Consider the following 20553-nt stretch of genomic DNA (forward strand, 5'->3'; position numbering starts at 1 on the left):
GAATGTGGAAACTAGATTCCGCGATACAGAAACTTGGAGAGCCGTGGAGAGCTTCAACAGCGCCCCGGAGGCCGAACTGCGACCTCTGCTCACCGAGTGCCTCGCGGTACCCCGCTGGGTCGACGCGATAGTGGCGGGCAGGCCGTACGCGTCGATGGATGCACTCCTCGCGGCTTCTCACGTTGCCGCACAAGGACTTTCCGACGAGGAGGTGCTCGGCGCCATCGCCGGGCACCCGCGCATCGGCGAACGACAGAAGACAGGTGGGGTGTCGGCGAAGTGGTCGCGGTCCGAACAGTCCGGTGTGGACAGCTCCCAGGCTGATCGCCTGGCGGCTGCGAACGCCGCGTACGAGGATCGGTTCGGGCACATCTACCTGGTGTGCGCGACCGGCCTGAGCGGTGCGGAGATGCTCGACAACCTGTCCAGCAGGATGGACAACCCGCCGGAGGTCGAGCTCCGCGTCGTCAACGACGAACTCGCGAAGATCGCCGCCTTGCGGCTGCAGAAGCTGATCGGGAGCTGAACAACATGGCCATCGTCTTGGGCCCCAACCAGTACGGCAAGGCGGAGAACCGCCTCGTCACGGTGTCGCGCAACGGTTCCGTGCACACGATCAAGGACCTGACGGTCAGCACCTCACTGCGCGGCGACCTCGCCGACACGCACCTGACCGGCGACAACGCCAAGGTGCTCGCGACCGACACGCAGAAGAACACCGTCTACGCCTTCGCCAAGGAGGCTCCGGTCGGCGAGATCGAGGACTTCGCGCTGCGCCTGGGCCGCCACTTCGTCTCCTCGCAGGAGGCGATCACGGGCGCTCGTGTGTTGATCGACGAGCACGGCTGGGAACGCATCGACGGCCACGACCACTCGTTCGTGCGCGGCTCGGACGAGAAGCGCACCACGGCGGTGACGATCGACGGTGAGCAGGCCTGGGTCGTGTCGGGCGTACGCGACCTGGTGGTGCTGAAGTCGACCGGGTCGGAGTTCCACGGCTACCCGAAGGACCCGTACACGACGCTGAAGGAGACGAACGACCGCATCCTGGCGACGTCGGTGACGGCCCGCTGGCGCTACGTCGGCACCGACGTCGACTGGGCGAAGTCGTTCACCGAGATCCGGTCGATCATGCTGAAGACGTTCGCGGACAAGCACTCCCTGTCGTTGCAGCAGACCCTCTACGCGATGGGCGAGGCCGTGCTGAACACGCGTCCCGAGGTCGCCGAGGTGCGGCTCTCCATGCCGAACAAGCACCACTTCCTGGTGGACCTCAGCCCGTTCGGCCTGGAGAACGACAACGAGGTCTTCTACGCCGCCGACCGCCCGTACGGCCTCATCGAGGGCTCCGTGCTGCGCGACGACGCCCCGGACGCGGGTCAAGCCTGGAGTACTTTGCCAACCTTCTGAACACGACCGGGTTCATGAGAGTGGCAGGCGAGGCCACCAGGTGCACGACGCGCAGGAAGCGCAGGAAGATGTCCTGGTCGTGCACGAGCGCCACCTGCCACTTCTTCATGTACCAGCGGAAGGCGCGCATCAACGGTGCCGGCGTCTTCTCAACGCCGGCCCAGCCCTGGTCGGCGTTGCTCGACAGCACCCATGAACCCTTCGCCGTCTTCGCGACCTTCCGCTGGAAGTCCCGGCACCCCTTGGCGCTGAAGTCCGAGTGCCGCCGGAACAACAGCGCGGCCATCGCGGCAACCGTCATCCCCTGCCCGTAAACGGGGTTGAACACGCACACCGCGTCCCCGATCGCGACGAGCCCGCCCGGCCACCCCGTCACCTGCTCGAACGCGATGCGGCGACTGGCCGTGCGCGCGAACAGGTACACGGGCGTGACGGGCTCGGCGTCCGCGAGCATCCCGGCGATGGGCCCGCGCAACGAGTCCAGGAACTGCTGGAACCCCTCGGGATCCCGCGGCGGGTGATCACCCCCGGCACCTTGCGCCGTGACCATCACCCGGTCCCCCTCGATGCGCATCACAATGCCCCCGCGAGGGGTGTCCGGCGCGGACAGCGACTCGGCGACCACGACCGGGATCTCCGGCGGCGCCGTGTAGAGCCGGGTCGCGTACCCGGTCCGCGAGTCGACCACCTCGGGCTCCGGCACCGCGATCCCCGCCTCGGCCAGCCAGGCGGGCAACTTCGAGGACCGGCCGGACGCGTCCACCACGAGGTCGGCGTCGATCCGGCCGTCCCTCGTCAGCACGCCGTCCACAGTGGATCCGCGGAACGACAACCCGGTGACGTGCACGTCGTCCACGATCTTGGCGGTCACCCGGCGCCGGATGTGCGTCTCCAGCAACGGCCTGCTGACCACCAGCAACGGCATCCCGCTGCGCCCCGACGCCACCCAGCCGAGCGGGTTGAGGATCCGCATCTCCCCCGCGTCCATCAGATGCGCCCCGCTCCGCACGAGCTCGTCGCGCAGACCGGGGAACAGCCCTTCCATGATCTCGCCGCCCCGCACGAGCAACCCGTGCACGTGCCTGCCCTGCGGCACACCTGCCCGGTACTCGGGCTCGTCGGACAGCTTGTCGCGTTCCAGGACCACCACGTCGTCGAACGACTCCGTCAGTACCCGAGCCGCCAGCAAGCCGGCGATTCCCCCACCCATCACCACGGCCTTCATCCATCCCCCTCAATCACCCGGAACCGCCGACAGCCCTCAGCAGCGCCTCGTGGACCAGCCCGTAGGACGCGACGACGTCGAGCTTGTCCTCCGGCGACGTCCAGCTCAGGTCCTCACCGGTCCAACCGCTGACGACCCCACCAGCTTCCTCGATGACCAGTCCCGCGGCCACCACGTCCCACCTCCGCAGGTCCAGTTCGAAGTGACCGTCCATGGCGCCCTCCGCGACCGAGATCAGATCGAGCGAGGCGGAACCTCACCGCCGGAGGTCCTGACACTCGTGGAAGACCACCCTCAGCCGCTCGACCCGGGACACGGCCAACGGCTCGTGCACACCGCGGTGACGAACGAAGCTGCCTCAGCCGGCGGTCGCGCAGTAGGTCTTTCGCGTGAACGGGTTGTGCACCACCGCGAGGACCGGCCGCCGCTCCACCGCCAGCGCCACGCAGATCGCGACGTGCTTCACGCCGTGCGCGAAGTTGGTCGTGCCGTCGATCGGATCGACGATCCACTCGGCCTGGCTCGTCCCCCGCGAGCCGAACTCCTCGCCGACGACAGCGGAGCCGGGGAGCACGGATCGCAACACCTCGGACAACGAGCGCTCGATCTTCCTGTCGAGCTCCGTCGCCAGGTCTCCCGCCGACCCCTTCGACTCGTACGTCAGGCGCGACGTGCACGACCTCACCAGCTGAAGCTCGCGCTCGACCGCGGCGATGACCGGTTCGAGCAGGTGCCGCCAATCGCGATCACTCATGCGCCTTGCCCCACGGAAAGAAGAACCTGTCGTCCTCAGCCAGCCACCAGTAGCAGTCGAGGGCCTTGTGGTTGTTCACGGAGATCTTCGTGGCCGCCACCGCGGCGGACCTGATCCTGTCCTCACTCGGACCGGCGGCCAGGCAGCTCCTGCTTCAGGGAGTCCAGGAAGTCACCCGGCATCACGAAGTCGTCGACGATCAGCACTGTGCCTTCGTGCTTCGACACGGCGTTGGGAATCTGCACCCGCCACTACAGCCGTTTCCGCATCAGGTTCATCTGCTCGGCCTTGCGGGCGTAGTGGATCGTCAACACGAGCCCGACCACACCGATGACGGCGCCGACCGCCTCGAGCACGCGGCGAACCCGGAAGCCGGGTCACATCACCTGGTCGACACAGCCGTGCGAACCGGCGTTCACCGGTTCTCGGTGCCGCGCAACGACATCTGCTGATCCCGCCACGAGTGGAACAGATCCGCCTCGCAGTACCAGTCCACCCCGGTAGGACGTTCACCGGTCGTCATGAACTCGATCAGCAACTGCCTGTACAGGTCGAGTGGAACGCCGACACCGGGCGGGAAGTCCGTGTACTTCTCGTTGACGTACGGCGCTTCTTCCGACCCCTTCGGCCAGCCCATGAACGTGTTGTCGACGTAGTACATGTAGCCCCAGACGCCCCGCACGGCGAGCACCACGTTGTGGTCGGGATCGCCCTCGGCGGTGAGGGCCCTGCCGAAGTGGTCGAGCGATCCGTCGTTGCACTCGGGCCTGCCCAGCAGGCCGATCAACGTGTCCACATCCGCTTCGCACGCGACGACCTGGTATTTGTGCTCCGCCGCGTCGAGGTCCGGTAGCCCGGTCCAGAGACCAGCACGCATGCTCATGCGAGCCACCCTGCACCCATTGCCGGGAACATTCGACACCCATTGACAGAACCACACGAACGGGTGATTACCCGGTCAGCCTGATCTAGTGGCGAGGCCTCTCAGTGCTGCCTCGTCCAGACCCGTCGCGACCTGCACTTCCACCGGATCGAGCGCACCGCAGTCCATCGCACGGAGGAAGAAGGACGACAATGCCTGGGCGGTCGCCGGTTCATCCAGAACGCCTCCGGAGACGCGCTGCACATAGGACTTCAAACGGGCCGCGTCCGCGTTCATTCCCTCGCGGTAGAAGGCATAAACGGCGGCATATCGTGTCACCAATTGTACCGGGTGCAGATCCCAGCCCTGGTAGAAACCGTGCTCCAGCGATCGCCGCACCAGCCGGTAGTGCGTCTCCCACCCGTGCTGCTTCTGGTCGCCGACGGGCAGCACGTTGGTGGAGCCGTCGGACAGCCGCACGCCGGTCCCAGCAGCGGAGACCTGCATGACGTGCCGCGCGAAGTCGCACGCGCCGTGCGCGAGGTGTTGCTGCGCCGCGGAGAGCCCGCAGCCCGCCGTGTAGTCGTAGGTGCCGAAGTGCAGACCTGTCACCCGGCCCTTGCCCGCCGCGATGTACCGCGGGATCGCAAGCCTGCCCTCCTTGTCCACGATGGACTGGGTGGTCTCGACCTGGATCTCGAACCGCAGATCCTTCCCGAACAGGTCGAGCACCTCGCCGAACACCTCGACCTGGTCGGCAGATGTCACCTTCGGGAAGGTGATCACGAAACCCGGCGGGACCTCTCCCAGTGCTGTCAGGAAGATGTCCAGCGTGCGCAGCCCGCGTTCGCGCAACGCCGGGGTGTCGAACGACTTGATCCGCACGCCGAACGACGGCGGCGCGGTGCCCTCCTCCAGCCAGCGGGACACGAGGTGCGCCGTGCTCTCGGCGTCCATGTCCTCGACGTCGTCCTCGGGCGCGCCGTAGCCGTCCTCGAAGTCGATCCGCAGGTCTTCGATCGGCTCCCTGGCGAGCTTGGCGCGAACGCGGTCGAGCACGCCGTCCGGCAGGTCCGGGAGGAGCGCGGGTTCGATCGACTGCAGCGCCTCGCGGCCCCAGTCGCCGACCGTCGTCGCGATGATACGGCCGGCGGGCACGTAGCACGTGTGCACGGGCTGACGGCCCACCGGCCAGCTGCGTTCCACAGTGGACAACCGCGCGGTCACCCGCGCGACGTCGTCGGGTGACAGCGATGTCCGGTACATCAGATGCGCTCGTACGCCGGCAGCGTCAGGAAGTCGACGAAGTCCTCGGACAACGCGACCTGTTCGAACAGCTCGACGGCGGCCGCGACGTGCGGGCCCTCGAGCTCCTTGCCCACACGCGCCAGGACTTCCCGCACGGCGTCGGCGGTGACCTGCGTGCCGTCGTCGAGCACGACCTTGTTGTTGATCCACTGCCAGATCTGGCTGCGCGAGATCTCCGCGGTGGCCGCGTCCTCCATCAGGTTGTGGATCGCCGCCGCACCGTTGCCGCCGAGCCACGACGCGATGTAGCGCACGCCGACGTCGACCGCGGACTCCAGACCCGCCCGCGTCGCCGCGCCACCGGCCGACTTGAAGTCCAGCAGCTGCTCGGCCGTGACGTGGACCTCGGGCCGCTGCTTGTCGATCTGGTTCGGCTTGCCCCCGAGCACCCCGTCGAAGATCTCGCGGCAGATCGGCACGAGGTCCGGGTGCGCCACCCACGAGCCGTCGAAGCCGTCGTTCGCCTCGCGCGTCTTGTCCTCACGAACCTTGCGCAGTGCGTTCTCCGTGACCTCCGGGTCGCGCCGGTTCGGGATGAACGCCGCCATGCCGCCCATGGCGAACGCCCCGCGCTTGTGACAGGTCTTCACCAGAAGCTCGGTGTACGCGCGCATGAACGGCGCCGTCATCGTCACGCTGTTGCGGTCCGGCAGCACGTAGTCCGCGCCCGCGTCCCGGAAGTACTTGATGACGCTGAACAGGTAGTCCCACCGGCCGGCGTTGAGCCCCGACGCGTGGTCGCGCAGCTCGTAGAGGATCTCCTCCATCTGGAACGCGGCGGGGATCGTCTCGATGAGCACCGTCGCACGGATGGTGCCGTACGGGATGTTCAACAGCTTCTGCGCCGTGGTGAACACGTCGTTCCAGAGCCGCGCTTCGAGGTGCGACTCCATCTTCGGCAGGTAGTAGTAGGGCTTGCCCAGCTCGGCGTTGTGGAAGAAGTGCAGCCCGAAGTCCACGAGCGCCCCCACCGCCTTGCGCCCGCCGAACTCCAGGTTCCGCTCGTCGAGGTGCCACCCGCGCGGCCGCACGACGATCGTCGGATACGGGCCGCCCTTGAGCTTGTACTCCTTGCCCTCCGGCGAGGTGTACTCGATCGTCCCGCGCGCCGCCTCGTAGAGGTTGACCTGCCCCTGCACGACGTTGTCCCAGTGCGGCGTGTTCGCGTCCTCGAGGTCCGCGAGCCACACCTTGGCCCCGGAGTTGAGCGCGTTGATCGTCATCTTGCGCTCGGTGGGCCCGGTGATCTCGACGCGACGATCTTCGAGGGCGTCCGGCGCCTCCGCCACCCGCCACTCGCCGTCGCGGACGTGCTGCGTCTCCGGGAGGAACCCGAGGGGCCGTCGCTCCTTGCGCAGGGCGAGCAGCTCGTCCCGGCGCGCGGCGTGCGCCTCGTGCAGCTTCGCGACGAACTCAAGAGCCTCTTCGGTGAGGACCTGCACCTGGATCCACCTCTCTCGGGTTTTGCTGTGTGGACTATAGTTTTTGCATTGCGGAACTGCAATGAGAGGAGCCGCACGTGTCCACAGGTGGCGTGCAGTCCCTACAAAGAGCCTTCGACCTGCTGGAACGCCTGGCGGACGCGGGCGGTGAAGCCTCCCTGTCCGAACTCGCCACGGTCTCGGGCCTACCGCTGCCCACGATCCACCGGCTCATCCGCACCCTTGTCACGCTGGGCTATGTGCGCCAGAACAGCAACCGGCGCTACACCCTCGGCTCGCGTTTGATCCGCCTGGGCGAGACCGCGTCCCGTCAGTACGGCACCTGGGCGCGCCCGTACCTGGCGCAGCTGGTCGACTCGGTCGAGGAGACCGCGAACCTGGCGGTCCTGGACGGCGACGAGGTCGTCTACGTCGCGCAGGTGCCGTCGAAGCACTCGATGCGCATGTTCACCGAGGTGGGGCGGCGCCTGCTGCCGCACGGCACCGGAGTGGGCAAGGCGATGCTGTCGCAGCTGCCGCGCGACGAGGTCCGGTCGTTGCTGGAGCGCACCGGGCTGCCCGCCTACACGCCGAACACGATCACGGACGCCTCGCAGCTGCTGGACTCGCTGGACGAGATCTCCGAGCGCGGGTACGCGTTGGACGAGTCGGAGCAGGAGCTCGGGGTGCGGTGCATCGCGGTGCCGGTGATCGGCGGGCCGACGCTGGCCGCCGTGTCGGTGTCGGGGCCGGAAGGCAGGCTCACCAAGGAAGCCGTGTCACGGATCCTGCCGGAGGTGCTGGCGGTGGCGAAGAGGCTCGCGGACCGGGCGAGCTGACGCAGGGGGTACCCCCGAGCTGGGAACCCCTGCGACTCAACGGCTCTACCGTCATGGTGACCTGCTGCGGGCCACCGGAATCGCGCACCATGCCGACCCTCACGCGAAGCGGCGCACGTCCAGATCGCTGACTGTCCGCCGCTCTGGTGACCGACGAAACCACGGGAGGGAGTCTCCGTCGCGGCTGCGACGGTGGCCGCCAGGCAGTCTCGCTGACATTCGCCATCGAGCGCGCCACAACTCCCTGACCTCCGCGGCGATCTTGTCGCTGTCGCGATCGCGGGCAGAGGGTCCGACAAGATCAGCCGAGCAGCGCGTCCACGAAGGCGCCCGGCTCGAACGGCGCCAGGTGGTCGGCCCCTTCACCCAGCCCGACCAGCTTCACCGGCACCCCGAGCTCGCGCTGCACCTGGAACACGATGCCGCCCTTGGCGGTGCCGTCGAGCTTCGTCAGCACGATGCCGGTGATGTCCACCTGCTCGGCGAACACCCGAGCCTGGGTGAGCCCGTTCTGGCCGGTGGTGGCGTCGAGAACCAGCAGGACCTCGTCCACCACGGCCTGCTTCTCGACGACGCGCTTGACCTTGCCGAGCTCGTCCATCAGCCCGACCTTGGTGTGCAACCGGCCGGCCGTGTCGATCAGCACCGTGTCGACGCCGGAGTCCATGCCGCGCTTGACCGCGTCGAACGCCACCGAAGCCGGGTCGCCGCCCTCGGGCCCGCGCACGGTCTCCGCACCGACCCGCTTGCCCCAGGTCTCCAGCTGGTCGGCGGCAGCGGCGCGGAACGTGTCGGCGGCGCCCAGCAGCACCGTGCGCCCGTCAGCCACGAGCACGCGTGCGAGCTTGCCGGTGGTGGTGGTCTTGCCGACACCGTTGACGCCCACCACGAGCAGCACAGCGGGCTTCCCGGAGTGCGGCAGCGCCTTCAGGGACCGGTCCATCGACGGATCCAGCGCTTCGACGAGCACCGAGCGCAGCAAGGCCTGAGCCTCAGCCTCGGTCCGCACGCCGGAGCCGGCGATCTTCGTGCGCAGCTTGTCCACGATCTCGGTGGTGGTGGCCGCGCCGAGGTCGGCGATCAGCAGCGTGTCCTCGACGTCCTGCCAGGAGTCCTCATCCAGGTCGCCGGCACCCAGCAGCCCGAGCAGCGAGGACCCGAACGCGTTGCGCGACTTCGAGAGCTTCCCGCGCAGCCGCTCCAGGCGTCCCTCGGTGGGCTCGATCTCCTCGACCTCGGACGCCTCTTCCGGCAGGTCGACCTCGACGAAGCCGCGCTTCACCGAGTCGCGCGGCACGGAGGCGTCGTCCCCCACCCCGGGCTGGCCGTCCACCTCTGTCCGCTCGGCCACCGGATGCTCGACCGGTTCGGCGACCTCCGGCTTGGCCGGGGCCAGCGAGATCCCGGACGTGGCCTCGTAGCCGCCAGGGCGGGGCGCCTCCTCCTTCTGGGTCAGGCTGATGCGACGGCGACGCGTCAGCACCACGCCGGTCACCAGCGCGGCGATCAGCACGACCGCAACGACGATGAGGATCAGGACAAGGGAAGATGTCGGCACGGCCTTATGGTTTCACAGGGTGCCATGTGACCTGCCAACCACATATTGCTCATTTAGGCGAAGATTTCACCAAAGCCCTTGCGCGCGACCACGGTGTGGAATACACCACACGTCGTGAGGGTGATCGGACTGATTTCCGGCACGTCGATGGACGGCATCGACGTGGCCGTCGCAGACCTGTCGATCAACGGCGACGTCGTCGAGCTCGTGCCGGTGCAGTGCGCCGAGCACCCCTTCCCCAAGGACCTGCTGGAGAAACCGCGGGACCTCGCCGAAGTGTGCGCCTTCGACACGTCGCTCGGGCAGGCTTTCGGCGAAGTCGCCGCCGGGTACCTTCCGGCAGACCTGATCTCCTCGCTCGGCCAGACCGTCCACCACGAGGTGCAGGACGGCGACTGCCTCGGAACGCTGCAGCTCGGGCAGCCGGCGTGGATCGCCGAACGCACCGGTGTTCCCGTCATCGCCGATCTGCGCGTGCGCGACGTCGCCGCCGGCGGCCAGGGAGCCCCGCTGGCGAGCACCCTCGACGCGCTCTGGCTGGCCGGTGACGCCTCCGCCGTCGCGTTGAACATCGGCGGTATCGCGAACATCACCGTCGTCCGGCCGGGAACACCACCGATCGCCTACGACACGGGGCCTGGCAACGCGCTGATGGACGCCGTCATGGAGGTCATCTCCAACGGCCAGAGGCGGCAGGACACCAACGGCGAGTTCGCGCGCAGGGGCACCGTCCGGGAGGACATCCTCAAGAAGCTGCTCGCGGACCCGTACTACTCGAAGCCCTGGCCCAAGTCGACGGGCAAGGAGCACTTCAACGCCGAGTACCTGCAGGGGTTCCCGACCGTGCCCGCCGAGGACATGCTGAGAACGCTCGTCGAGGTGACCGCCCGCACCATCGCGGACGCCTGCCGCGCCCACGACGCCAGCACCGTCGTCGCGTCCGGTGGCGGCATGCGCAACCCGGTGCTCGTCGAGGCGCTCGCGAAGGCGCTCGACCCGATCCCGCTGCGGATCAGCGACTCGCTGGGCCTGCCGCGCGACGGCAAGGAGGCCTACCTCGCCGCACTGCTCGGATTCCTGACGTGGCACGGAGTTCCAGGCAACACGCCGTCCGCGACCGGTGCGTCCGGGCCGCGGCTGCTCGGGAGCATCACGCCCGGCAACGGGCCGCTGCGGCTGCCTGAGCCCGTCACCACCGCCGTGACCAAGCTGAAAGTGGGGGAACCGAAATGCGTGGACTAGATCTCGCGATCATCGCCCTGTTCCTCGTCGGCATGCCGTTGCTCGGCACGTGGATCGGCGGCAGGCAGAGATCGTCCACCGACTACTTCGTCAGCGAGAAGCGCATCTCGTGGTGGGTCGTCTGCCTGTCGGTCGTGTCCGCGGAGACGTCGACGCTCACCGTGCTGAGCGTGCCGGTGATCGCCTACATGGCGACGCCGGCGCAGGGCGGCATGACGTACCTGACGCTCGCGCTGGGCTACATCGTCGGTCGCATCATCGTCAGCTTCGTGCTGCTGCCGCGCTACGTCGCCGGCGACCTCGTCACGGCGTACGCGTTCCTGGGCAAGCGGTACGGCGACGGCATGCGTGCCACGGCGTCCGTCACGTTCCTCTTCACCCGCCTGCTCGCGGACGGCATCCGGCTCTTCGCGACGGCGATTCCGATCAAGGTCGTGCTGGCGCAGTACGGGATCACGGCTTCGTACTGGGCCATCGTGCTCGCGCTCGGCATCGCGATGGTCTTCTACAGCTTCTTCGGCGGCGCCCGCGCGGTCGTGTGGGTCGACGCCATCCAGATGCTCTGGTACGTCCTCGGCGGCGTCGTGGTGATCTGGGTGCTGGCCGGTCAGCTGCCGGACGGCTGGTTCTCGAAGGCCGCGGACGCCAACAAGTTCCAGCTCTTCGACTTCGCCTCGTCACCGCTGACGGGCTCGTTCCCGTTCATCGCGGCGTTCTTCGGTGGCGCGTTGCTGTCGATGGCCTCGCACGGCGCGGACCAGATGATCGTGCAACGGTTGATGGCCACGCGTGACGTGAAGTCCGCGCAGAAGGCGTTGATCGCCTCCGGTGTCGTGGTGTTCCTGCAGTTCGCGTTCTTCCTCTTCATCGGCGTGATGATGTGGGCGTTCTACAACGGCGTCGACCCGGTGAAGGACCTGAAGCTCAGCAACAAGGACGAGCTCTTCGCCCACTTCATCGTCAACGACCTGCCGTCGGGACTCTCCGGCTTCGTGATCGCCGGCATCCTCGCGGCCGCGCTGTCGTCGTCGTTGGGCGCCTTGGCTTCATCGACCGTGACGGACGTCTACGAACGCGTCCGCAAGACCCCGATGACCGACGACGAACGCCTGCGCCACGGCCGGATCTGGACGCTGGTGTGGGCGGGACTGCTGATCGTCTGCGCGGGCCTGTTCGCCTCCTCGAACAAGACCACGGCGGATCCGATCGTGGTGCAGGCGCTCGGCATCGCCGGCTACACCTACGGCGCGCTGCTCGGGGCCTTCCTCCTCGGCCTGATCTTCAGGCGCGTCACGCAGGCGGACGCGATCATCGCGTTCGTGACGACGGTGCTGGTCGTCGGTTTCGTGATTCTCGGGGTCAAGTTCGTCGGCAGCACACCGACGATCGACTTCGCGAAGGCCGACGCGACCAGGAAGTCCTTGACCGGCTGGTGGAACACGCCCCTGGGGGTGGCGGTCACCTTGCTGGTGGGTGGGTTGTTGTCGTTGCGGCACTCACGCGGTGTGCCGGTACGAGACGAGCTCGATGTGGAGGCGAAAGCCTAGGCGGGCGAACATGTTCTGCGACGACTCGTTGCCCGAGTAGATCGACGCGGCGGCCTGCGGTCGTGCACCGTGGTCCGCCGCGAGCTTCCACAGCAGTTCCGTGATCAACGCGGCGCCCACGCCCTGGCCGCGAACATCCGGTTCGACGGCCACGAAGTCGATGTAGTACTCCTCGGGCTGGGCCTTGCCCGCCGCGTACCCGATGACGCGTTCGCCGTCCATGGCGACGACGACGGTGCGGTTCTCCGGTTTGGATTCGACGAGTTGCCTGCCGGACAGGTACGTCCGCGGGAAACATCGCTCGTGCAACACGGCCACGGCCTCGTGCACGTAACGGTCGGTGGGCAGCACGCGCATCTCACGTTCGCTGGGGCACTTCGCGTCCCTCAGCAGCAACGTGCGCAGCTCCCCGTTGTCCAGTATGTGGATGGCACTGGCTTTGCCGGCGCTGAAGCCGTGGCGTTCGGCGAACGCCGCCAGCCGCCGGTGGGCGGTGTGCCCGTAGAGCTCGAGGTCGGTGATGCCGGTGAGGAGTTCGGCGGCGCGCCGGAACATCGCGTCGGCGGTCTGGTCCCAGATGCGGCTGCCCGCCGGGTGGTTGACCGGTACGTCGACGAACGGCCCGTGCAGCCACGCGCGGCCCAGGTCAGCGTCGATCTCCACGCTGAGCATGCCCGTGATGTTGTCGTCGGCGTCGACGGCCACCACCGTGCAGTCGGCCCAGCTGGGCTCGAACTCGCCGAGTTCCGCGCGGAGCTCGTCGACTGTCTCACCGAGGTACCCGATGTGATGCGCGTTGTCGGCCTGGAGCCGGACCAGCAGCGCCATCGTGGCGCCGAGGTCGCCAGGTTCGGCGAAACGGATGTCGTACATGGAAGGAATGGTTGCTCCCGCGACGGCTCGGCGCGAGGGAGTTTTCGGCCGGGTAAAATGGCGCGGATGTCCGCGAAATCGCGCTCGTCGATCTCCGGCACGGTCCACGGGCCCCGTCACCCAGATCGGCAACGTGCGCGGCGACGTGCACATCAGCACGTCACCAGGGGTGTCCTGGCCCGTGCACGTGGGCGTCGTCCCACGTCAGGCCGACTGCTACCAGGACCGCCCCACGACCCGTCTGACCGGCCTCGCGGTGCTGCGCGGTATGGGAGGCGTCGGCAAGGTGCTCGATCAGCAACGCTCTCCAGCCGCAACCACCTCGCGAGCCTGCGCAGGACCGCAGGCGATCCCCTCGGCTCCGTTCGAGAACTGGAAGAACTCTTGACCGATCAGCGAGCGGCGCGCGGCGCCGACCACCCCGACACCCTGACCTCTCGGCACAGCCTGGCGGAAGGCCTCCTGGACGCGGGCGATCCGGCCGGTGCCGTCCGCGAGTTCGAACGGCTCGCCGAGGACCAGGGCCGCCGGTACGGCGTACGGCACCCGGAAACGCTGACAACGCGGAACAACCTGGCCAGGACCAGGGCTCACGCGGGCGATTTCAAGCGAGCGATCACGGAGTTCAAAGCGCTCGTCGAGGACTACACCGACGTCGCGGGTGCGGACCACCTCCAGACCCTCGACGTGCGGCTGAACCTGGCGAGGATGCTCGGCGCCGCATCGGAGTTCGCGAAGGCCATCCGCGCCTGCGAGCCGCTGCTGCGCGACCAGGTCCGCGTGCTGGGCCCTGAGCACGCCGACACGGTGGAGACCAGGCAGCTGCTGGCCAACCTGCGCTACCGGACGGGCGACGTCGAAGGGGCGATCGAGGAGCAGGAACAGTTGCTGGCGGCACTGTCGCGCACCCTCATGCCCACCCACGACCGGATCACCAAGCTGAAGCGCGACATCGCGTTCTTGAAGAGATCCACCTGAGGTACGCCTCACACGACCGGGCCGCCACCCAGATTCGGGCTTGCAGGGCTGGTGAGGGTGGGGGACTCTTCTACAGTGAGTGAGGAAACGATCCAACTCGATCTCAACGAAACCGGGGTGGCCGTCGACCTGCCCTTGCCGACGAACAACCGGGACGGCGTCCAGGGTGTTCCGTACCGGCCGGTCGAATTCCGTGACGATGACCTGCCCACCGCACTCGAGCGCGCGGCCGCGTGGTTGCGGCAGACGCAAGAGTGGCTGGGCGAGCCCGTGGACGTCATCGCAGTTCATCTCGACTACGACGACACCCATGGCAACCCGTACTACGACCTCAAGCTGCTGTGCAACGACGAGGACCTCGCGGGCGTGCCGAAGGTCATGCGAGAACACGAAGGGGCCGCTACCGGTCAGTAGCTTTTCCGGCTACCGTTCGGAAGCATGTCGGATCGCGTATATCCCCCGGTGATCGCCGCAGCCAAGCTCATGTTCAAGCTGCTGGACCTGCAGATCACCGTCGAAGGGGCGCACCACGTCCCGCGTACCGGAGGAGCGGTGCTGGCGTCCAACCACGTCAGCTACCTCGACTTCATCTTCGCGGGCTACGGCGCGCGTCCTTCGGGGCGCCTCACGCGGTTCATGGCGAAGCACGAGATCTTCGCCAACAAGATCGCAGGCCCGCTCATGCGCGGCATGCACCACATCCCCGTCGACCGGAGCGCGGGCCAGGCCTCCTTCCAGCAGGCCCTGTCCGCGCTCCGCACCGGCGAGGTCGTCGGGATCTTCCCCGAGGCCACCATCAGCCGGTCGTTCACGGTCAAGGACATCAAGTCCGGCGCCAACCGCCTGGCGCACGAGGCCGGAGTGCCGCTCGTCCCGATGGCGCTGTGGGGCACCCAGCGCCTGTGGACCAAGGGCCGGCCCAAGAACCTGACGCAACGGCACGTGCCGATCAAGATCCTCATCGGCGAGCCGTTCGAGCCCTCCCCCGGCGACTCCGGTGACGCGTTGCTGCGCAAGCGCATGCAGGACCTGCTGGACGTCGCGCAGGCGAGCTACCCCGTCGAGCCGGGCGCGTGGTGGGCGCCGGCACACCTGGGCGGCGGCGCACCCACGCCGGAAGAGGCGGCGCGACTCGACGCCAACGGGCGCTGACCTGCGGATACAAGGTTTTCACAAGCCTCGTCGGGCAGAGTGGTCCCTGCGCACCCGAAGAGGTGAGGTTGAACTGGGGGACTTCACCTCTTCTGGCGCAAGGGCTGCGTCTGCCCGGTGATATGGGGGACCTCCCTCCCCTAAGAGGAAGGTCACCGAGCCAGACGCGGCCCGACGTGAGAGGCCGCGGCCGGGGTTGGTCTTAGCCCCCCAGGCACCGCTCCGGCCGCCCTCTTCACGCCTCGGCTTCCGCCGCCTCCGCCGCTTCCGGCACAGCAGCCTCAACGGGCTTGGCAGGCTCGTCGCCACGCGTGCGCAGCCGCTGCGAGATCACCTGCGAGATGCCGTCACCGCGCATCGAAACGCCGTAGAGGGCGTCCGCGATCTCCATGGTCGGCTTCTGGTGCGTGATGATCAGCAGCTGCGATCGTTCCCGCAGCTGCTCGAACAGGCCGATCAGCCGGTGCAGGTTCGTGTCGTCCAGCGCCGCCTCGACCTCGTCCATCACGTAGAACGGCGAGGGGCGGGCACGGAAGATCGCGACCAGCATCGCGACCGCGGCCAGCGACTTCTCGCCACCGGACAGCAGCGACAGGCGCTTGACCTTCTTGCCGGGCGGGCGGGCCTCCAGCTCGATGCCGGTGGTCAGCATGTCCTCGGGCTCGGTCAGCACCAGGCGGCCCTCGCCGCCGGGGAACAGGACCTTGAAGACGATCTCGAACTCGCGCGCCACGTCCTCGTAGGCCGACGTGAAGACCTCCAGGATCTTGTCGTCGACCTCCTTCACCACCGTGAGCAGGTCGCGGCGGGTGTCCTTGATGTCCTCCAGCTGCGTCGAGAGGAACTTGTAGCGCTCTTCGAGCGCGGCGAACTCCTCCAGCGCGAGCGGGTTGACCTTGCCGAGCAGCGACAGGTCGCGCTCGGCACGCTTGGCGCGGCGGGCCTGGGTGTCGCGGTCGTACGGCATCGGCTGCGGCTCGGAGACCTGCTCACCGCGTTCCTTCGCGGCCTGGTACTCGGCCATCTCGCCGGCTGACGGCGGCACCGGCTGGTCGGGGCCGTACTCGGCGATGAGGTCGTCGAGGCCGATGCCGAAGTCCTCGGCGATCTTGGTCTCGAGCTGTTCGATGCGCAGGCGCTGCTCGGCGCGCAGGACCTCGTCCCGGTGCACGGCGTCGACGAGCTTCTCCAGCTCGCCGGACATCTCGCGCACCAGGTTGCGCACCTGGGTCAGCAGCAGCTCGTGCTGCGTGCGGCGTTCCTGGGCCTGGTCGCGCTCACGGGCGGCGCGGGCCAGCGAGATTTCGATGCGTTCCAGCGCCTGCTCGCCACCACGGGCCACGGCCTTCGCGACCTGGGCACCGCGCGCACGGTGCTGCGTGGCGCGGGCGTGGCGTTCGCGGGCCTCACGCTCGGCGCGCGCGGCACGGCGCAGACCGTCCGCTTTGCCCTGCAACGCCCGTGCGCGCTCCTCGGCGGTGCGCTGCACCAGACGGGCGTCCATCTCGGCCTGACGGGCCTGGGCGAGCTCAGCGGCCAGCGCGTCGCGCTGGTCGGTGTCCGGCTCGTCGTCGAGGGTCTGCTCCTCCTCGGCCATCAGCAGCCGCTCTTCGAGCTCGCCCAGCTTCAGCAGGGCTTCCTCCCGCGACCGCTCGACCTTCGAGCGCTGCTCGGCGATGCGGTTGACCTCGGCCTCCGCCGACCGCACCGCCGCGGCCATCCGGTTCAGCCGCTCGCCGGAGCGCGCCTGGCGAACCTTGGCCTCCTGCATGGCCTCCTTGACCGCGTCTAGCACCTTGCGGCGGGCCTGCTGCTCGGCGCGGGCGCCTTCCATCGCCGCCGAAGCGTGCTCCAGTGCGCGTTCCGCTGTCGCCAGCTGCTCCTGGGCCTCGTCGACGGCCGCCTGCACCTCGATGACGCTCTGGCCCTGGCCGCCGGAGCCACCGACCGCCCAGTCCGTGCCGAAGAGGTCGCCGTCGCGGGTCACGGCGCGGACGTTCAGCCGGGCCGCGGTGTCCAGATCCTCGACGACCGCAAGGCGATCCAGCGCGCGGGTCAGTGCCGGACGCAACGCCTCGGGCGCGTGCACGACGTCGACGGCCCACCGCGCGCCGTGCGGGAGATGACCCCACTGCGACGTGTCCACAGTGGACCCGTGGGAGCCGATCAGCACACCCGCGCGACCGGCGTCCTTCTCCTTCAGCAGCTTCAGGGCTTGCAACGCGCCTTCACCGGACGACACCGCGACGGCGTCCGCGATGGGGCCGAGCGCGGCGGCCATCGCCACCTCGTAGCCCGGTTCGACGGTCAGCAGCGCCGCGACCGACCCCAGCAGGCCCGGCACGTCGGACGCGAGCAGCGCGCCGGCACCGTCCTTGCGGGTCAGGCCGAGCGAAAGCGCGTCGACACGGGCACGCCACGACGCGATGTCGCGTTCCGCGGTGCGTTCGGCCTTCACCAGCTCCTCGACGCGCTGCCTCGCCGCGTCGTCGGCCTGCACGGCCTGGCGGTGGCGCTCGTCGAGGTCGTGGTCGTCCTCGTCCTCGGTGCCGGTGATCTCGCGTGCCTCGGCCAGTTCCATCGACGCGAACTCGACGCGCTCGGTGGCCTCGGAGAGCGTGACGGAGAGGCGTTCGATCTCCTCGGCGGTGGCGTTCGTCTTGCTGCGCAACGCTTCCACCTGACCGGAGAGCCGCGCGAGGCCCTCCCGGCGGTCGGCGATCGCGCGGACGGCGGCCATGTGCGCCTTCTCCGCCTGGGAGACCATGCGCTCCAGCTCCGACCGCGTCTCGACGGCCTCGGCCAGCGCGATGCGCGCCTCGGTCACGCCCTCCTGGAGCTCCAGCTCCATCGCGGCGGTCTCCTCGGCCTCGCGCTCGAGGTCGTCGGGATCGCGGCCGCGCGACGGCGCGTCCAGCTCGGCGGACAGGTGCCGCGCTCGTTCCGCGGCGAGGCGCACGGTGCCGCGAAGACGCTCCTCCAGAGCGGACAGCCGGTACCAGGTGTCCTGCGCGGCCTGCAGCTTCGGCGTGTCGGCGGCGACGCGCTCCTCCAGCTCGTTCTGCTGGTACTGCGCGGCCTGCAACGACTTCTCGACCTCGGCGCGGCGCTCGCGGGCCTTCGCCTCGTCGTGTTCCTCCTGCGCGATGGCTTCCCGCTGCGTGACGAGGTCGTCGGCGAGCAGGCGGAGCTTGCTGTCCCGCAGCTCGGACTGCACGACCTGGGCGCGGCGGGCGATCTCGGCCTGCTTGCCCAGCGGCTTGAGCTGACGGCGGAGCTCAGCGGTGAGGTCGGTGAGGCGCGTCAGGTTCGCCTGCATCGCCTCCAGCTTGCGCAGCGCCTTTTCCTTGCGCTTGCGGTGCTTGAGGACACCGGCGGCCTCTTCGACGAACGCGCGCCGTTCCTCCGGTTTGGACTCGAGGATCGCGGCGAGCTGGCCCTGACCGACGATCACGTGCATCTCGCGGCCGATGCCGGAGTCCGAGAGCAGTTCCTGGATGTCCATCAGGCGGCACGAGTTGCCGTTGATCTCGTACTCGGTGGCGCCCTCGCGGAACATGCGGCGCGTGATCGACACCTCGGTGTACTCGATCGGCAGGACGCCGTCGGAGTTGTCGATCGTGAGCGTCACCTCGGCGCGGCCGAGCGGCGCGCGGCCGGACGTGCCGGCGAAGATGACGTCCTCCATCTTGCCGCCGCGCAGGTCCTTGGCACCCTGCGTGCCCATCACCCAGCGCAGCGCGTCGAGCACGTTGGACTTGCCGGACCCGTTGGGGCCGACCACACAGGTGATGCCGGGCTCGAAGCGCAGCGTGGTAGCCGAGGCGAAGGACTTGAAGCCCTTCAGCGTCAGGCTCTTGAGATGCACGCGGGGCAGAGTACCCAAACGCTTGCGGGTGATGCGGGACGCGGGCCGTGGCCTGCGTTTCTATGGACGGAGAGTAACCAGAGGCCCGCTTTCGTCCGACACTTCCAGGCGATCGATCCGATCGAGCCGGAACGACGTGGACCCGGGAATCCGCTCGTCAGGCGCGTGGTCCGAGCCCCACCAGCCACCGATCTCGCGCTGGCCGTCCCGGTCGAACACCATGACCTTGCAGCGCGCGCCCGGCCTCACGTTGTGGAGCGTGAACCACATCTCGGTTCCCCAGGACTTGGTGACCATGGAGACGCTGGCGTTCACGCCCGTCGCCTGGTCCTGCGCGGCCCACGTCGGCGCAGACGGGGGCTTCAGGAACAACACGCCGCCGGCCAGCGCCAGCACCGCCAGGACGGCCGCGCAGAGGATCAGCACGCGACGGTGGTGGTTCGGTTTGGGCGGGGCGGGGATCTCGTCGAGGTTCTCGACGTCCGCCAGGCTCAGGCGGCCGAGCAGGCCCGGCAGCGGGGCGAGCCGCAGCATCTCGGCCTGGCAGGTGTCGCAGCTGCCGAGGTGCCGTTCGAACGCGGACCGTTCCTTGAGCTCGAGCGATCCGAAGAGGTAGGCGCCGACGTCGACGGTGTGCTGGCAGCTCACGCCTCGGTCACCCCTCTCTCCTCCAGTGCGTCGCGCAGCGCCCGCAGCGCGTAGAAGCAGCGCGACTTGACCGTGCCCGGCGGGATGCCGAGCGTCTTGGCGGCCTCCGCGACGGTGCGGCGGCGGTAGTAGAGCTCGATGACGACCGTCCGGTGCTCAGGCGTGAGCGCCCGCAGCGCCGACGCGATCTGCCACGTCTGCAGCACGTGTTCGACCTCGTCGCCGACCGGCGGCAGATCCACCGGTTCGAGCGGCACCTCGGTCGCACGTGCGTTGCGCCGGCGATATCCGGAGATCACCAGGTTGCGGGCGACCGTGTAGAGCCACGGTGCCGCGTCGTCCGGGTTCAGCTCGTCGTAGTGCCGCCAGGCGCGGAGCAAGGTCTCCTGCACGACGTCCTCCGCCTGCTGGTAGTCGCCGTCGACCAGCCGCAGCACGTAGTGCAGCAGCGGGCCTCTCCAGCGGTCGTACAGCTGGATGAGGACGTCTTCGGCGGAGTCCACGCTCCCTTACTACGCCACTTCTTTCGGAAAGGTTCAGCGCTCGGAGAACCCGGTCAGGTCACCCCTGGCCTCGGACCACTGCTCACCGACAGATTCGACGTGTCCGGGGGTTTCACCCGAACGGAGAGCCTTCAGCAGTTGTTCACACTTCTCGCGCGGACCCTCGGCAACGACCTCGACCCGTCCGTCAGGCCGGTTCGAAGCGCTGCCCACCAGGCCCAGCTCTAGCGCCCTGGCTCGCGTCCACCAGCGAAAACCGACACCCTGAACCCGTCCACGCACCCACGCGTTTAGTCGCACGTCCACCTCCGAATGGTTGCGTAGTCACCCAAGGTGACCGAAGGGGCACTCGGGGCTTATCACCC

The 20553-nt window shown here is 68.5% G+C and carries 20 protein-coding genes and 1 pseudogene; 9 read left to right on the top strand and 12 right to left on the bottom strand.

The features are described from left to right. Window positions 1–4: 4 nt before the first annotated feature. A complete protein-coding gene (gene uraD / locus ABFX45_RS16940) occupies window positions 5–526 on the top strand; it encodes a 2-oxo-4-hydroxy-4-carboxy-5-ureidoimidazoline decarboxylase (protein WP_346130927.1) in 522 nt (173 codons plus the stop codon). A 5-nt stretch (window positions 527–531) separates the two neighbouring features. Then, window positions 532–1410 carry a factor-independent urate hydroxylase gene (pucL, locus tag ABFX45_RS16945; protein WP_346130929.1) on the top strand — a complete coding sequence of 293 codons (879 nt, stop codon included), beginning with the start codon at window positions 532–534 and terminating at the stop codon, window positions 1408–1410. Here the strand turns inward: pucL and ABFX45_RS16950 are convergent. The 6 genes and pseudogenes from ABFX45_RS16950 to aceB all read right to left on the bottom strand — a co-directional run bounded on the left by ABFX45_RS16950 (window position 1337) and on the right by aceB (window position 7001). Continuing rightward, window positions 1337–2635 (bottom strand): FAD-dependent oxidoreductase, encoded by a 1299-nt coding sequence (locus tag ABFX45_RS16950; protein ID WP_346130931.1) that lies wholly within the window; start codon window positions 2633–2635, stop codon window positions 1337–1339. The genes pucL and ABFX45_RS16950 overlap by 74 nt on opposite strands. Before the next feature lie 13 nt (window positions 2636–2648). Continuing rightward, window positions 2649–2879 (bottom strand): annotated as a pseudogene (locus tag ABFX45_RS16955) (inositol monophosphatase family protein); the annotation flags it as partial. A 114-nt stretch (window positions 2880–2993) separates the two neighbouring features. Then, the gene (locus tag ABFX45_RS16960; protein WP_346130933.1) at window positions 2994–3389 is read right to left on the bottom strand and encodes an inositol monophosphatase family protein; all 396 of its coding nucleotides are present in this window, start codon (window positions 3387–3389) and stop codon (window positions 2994–2996) included. A 415-nt stretch (window positions 3390–3804) separates the two neighbouring features. Next, a complete protein-coding gene (locus ABFX45_RS16965; RefSeq protein ID WP_109634108.1) occupies window positions 3805–4272 on the bottom strand; it encodes an Imm1 family immunity protein in 468 nt (155 codons plus the stop codon). 75 nt (window positions 4273–4347) lie between these two features. Next, window positions 4348–5517: a DUF6986 family protein gene (locus tag ABFX45_RS16970; protein ID WP_346130936.1), complete on the bottom strand. Its 1170-nt coding sequence runs from the start codon at window positions 5515–5517 to the stop codon at window positions 4348–4350. After that, a complete protein-coding gene (gene aceB / locus ABFX45_RS16975; RefSeq protein ID WP_233439336.1) occupies window positions 5517–7001 on the bottom strand; it encodes a malate synthase A in 1485 nt (494 codons plus the stop codon). Before aceB ends, ABFX45_RS16970 begins: the two co-directional genes overlap by 1 nt. 77 nt (window positions 7002–7078) lie before the next feature. Between aceB and ABFX45_RS16980 the strand changes: the two genes are divergently transcribed. Beyond that, window positions 7079–7819, top strand: a complete 741-nt coding sequence (locus ABFX45_RS16980; RefSeq protein ID WP_109634115.1) for an IclR family transcriptional regulator — start codon at window positions 7079–7081, stop codon at window positions 7817–7819. 301 nt (window positions 7820–8120) lie between these two features. On the opposite strand, the gene ftsY is transcribed toward ABFX45_RS16980, so the two are convergent. Next, on the bottom strand, window positions 8121–9377 hold the full coding sequence (gene ftsY, locus ABFX45_RS16985; protein WP_109634117.1) for a signal recognition particle-docking protein FtsY: 1257 nt from the start codon (window positions 9375–9377) through the stop codon (window positions 8121–8123). A gap of 120 nt (window positions 9378–9497) precedes the next feature. On the opposite strand from ftsY, the gene ABFX45_RS16990 reads away from it, so the two are divergent. Further along, the gene (locus ABFX45_RS16990) at window positions 9498–10619 is read left to right on the top strand and encodes an anhydro-N-acetylmuramic acid kinase (protein ID WP_109635215.1); all 1122 of its coding nucleotides are present in this window, start codon (window positions 9498–9500) and stop codon (window positions 10617–10619) included. Continuing rightward, window positions 10607–12166 carry a sodium:solute symporter gene (locus ABFX45_RS16995; protein ID WP_112229971.1) on the top strand — a complete coding sequence of 520 codons (1560 nt, stop codon included), beginning with the start codon at window positions 10607–10609 and terminating at the stop codon, window positions 12164–12166. Before ABFX45_RS16990 ends, ABFX45_RS16995 begins: the two co-directional genes overlap by 13 nt. Here the strand turns inward: ABFX45_RS16995 and ABFX45_RS17000 are convergent. Beyond that, the gene (locus ABFX45_RS17000; protein WP_109634122.1) at window positions 12116–13039 is read right to left on the bottom strand and encodes a GNAT family N-acetyltransferase; all 924 of its coding nucleotides are present in this window, start codon (window positions 13037–13039) and stop codon (window positions 12116–12118) included. The two genes, ABFX45_RS16995 and ABFX45_RS17000, sit on opposite strands and share 51 nt — an antisense overlap. A gap of 133 nt (window positions 13040–13172) precedes the next feature. Here ABFX45_RS17000 and ABFX45_RS17005 point away from each other — a divergent pair, with 133 nt between their 5' ends. The 4 genes from ABFX45_RS17005 (at window position 13173) to ABFX45_RS17020 (ending at window position 15169) form a co-directional block, all read left to right on the top strand. Then, a complete protein-coding gene (locus ABFX45_RS17005; RefSeq protein ID WP_346130940.1) occupies window positions 13173–13427 on the top strand; it encodes a hypothetical protein in 255 nt (84 codons plus the stop codon). After that, window positions 13370–14017, top strand: coding sequence for a tetratricopeptide repeat protein (locus ABFX45_RS17010; protein WP_233439405.1), 648 nt, complete (start codon window positions 13370–13372; stop codon window positions 14015–14017). The genes ABFX45_RS17005 and ABFX45_RS17010 overlap by 58 nt, the downstream gene beginning before the upstream one ends. Before the next feature lie 75 nt (window positions 14018–14092). Further along, window positions 14093–14431 (top strand): hypothetical protein, encoded by a 339-nt coding sequence (locus tag ABFX45_RS17015; protein WP_109634128.1) that lies wholly within the window; start codon window positions 14093–14095, stop codon window positions 14429–14431. Between the two features lie 24 nt (window positions 14432–14455). Beyond that, complete coding sequence (locus ABFX45_RS17020) at window positions 14456–15169, top strand: lysophospholipid acyltransferase family protein (protein WP_109634130.1); 714 nt, start codon at window positions 14456–14458, stop codon at window positions 15167–15169. Window positions 15170–15404: 235 nt separating this feature from the next. On the opposite strand, the gene smc is transcribed toward ABFX45_RS17020, so the two are convergent. From smc to ABFX45_RS17040, 4 genes are read right to left on the bottom strand one after another with little or no spacing between them, the layout of a single operon-like run. Next, on the bottom strand, window positions 15405–19037 hold the full coding sequence (gene smc / locus ABFX45_RS17025; protein ID WP_346130943.1) for a chromosome segregation protein SMC: 3633 nt from the start codon (window positions 19035–19037) through the stop codon (window positions 15405–15407). Window positions 19038–19097: 60 nt separating this feature from the next. After that, window positions 19098–19685 carry an anti-sigma factor family protein gene (locus ABFX45_RS17030; RefSeq protein WP_346130945.1) on the bottom strand — a complete coding sequence of 196 codons (588 nt, stop codon included), beginning with the start codon at window positions 19683–19685 and terminating at the stop codon, window positions 19098–19100. Then, window positions 19682–20188: a sigma-70 family RNA polymerase sigma factor gene (locus ABFX45_RS17035; RefSeq protein ID WP_109634138.1), complete on the bottom strand. Its 507-nt coding sequence runs from the start codon at window positions 20186–20188 to the stop codon at window positions 19682–19684. The genes ABFX45_RS17030 and ABFX45_RS17035 overlap by 4 nt, the downstream gene beginning before the upstream one ends. Before the next feature lie 33 nt (window positions 20189–20221). Continuing rightward, a complete protein-coding gene (locus ABFX45_RS17040) occupies window positions 20222–20494 on the bottom strand; it encodes an acylphosphatase (protein ID WP_109634140.1) in 273 nt (90 codons plus the stop codon). Window positions 20495–20553: the final 59 nt, after the last annotated feature.

This window comes from Lentzea roselyniae (genome assembly GCF_039537795.1).
Lineage (GTDB): Bacteria > Actinomycetota > Actinomycetes > Mycobacteriales > Pseudonocardiaceae > Lentzea > Lentzea atacamensis.

Excerpts from the sequence above, each read along its gene's own strand:
- pucL (WP_346130929.1), top strand. The coding sequence starts at position 532 with ATGGCCATCGTCTTGGGCCCCAACCAGTACGGCAAGGCGGAGAACCGC.
- ABFX45_RS16970 (WP_346130936.1), bottom strand. The coding sequence starts at position 5,517 with ATGTACCGGACATCGCTGTCACCCGACGACGTCGCGCGGGTGACCGCG.
- ABFX45_RS16950 (WP_346130931.1), bottom strand. The coding sequence starts at position 2,635 with ATGAAGGCCGTGGTGATGGGTGGGGGAATCGCCGGCTTGCTGGCGGCT.
- ABFX45_RS17000 (WP_109634122.1), bottom strand. The coding sequence starts at position 13,039 with ATGTACGACATCCGTTTCGCCGAACCTGGCGACCTCGGCGCCACGATG.
- ABFX45_RS16960 (WP_346130933.1), bottom strand. The coding sequence starts at position 3,389 with ATGAGTGATCGCGATTGGCGGCACCTGCTCGAACCGGTCATCGCCGCG.
- ABFX45_RS17020 (WP_109634130.1), top strand. The coding sequence starts at position 14,456 with ATGTCGGATCGCGTATATCCCCCGGTGATCGCCGCAGCCAAGCTCATG.
- ABFX45_RS16995 (WP_112229971.1), top strand. The coding sequence starts at position 10,607 with ATGCGTGGACTAGATCTCGCGATCATCGCCCTGTTCCTCGTCGGCATG.
- ABFX45_RS16965 (WP_109634108.1), bottom strand. The coding sequence starts at position 4,272 with ATGAGCATGCGTGCTGGTCTCTGGACCGGGCTACCGGACCTCGACGCG.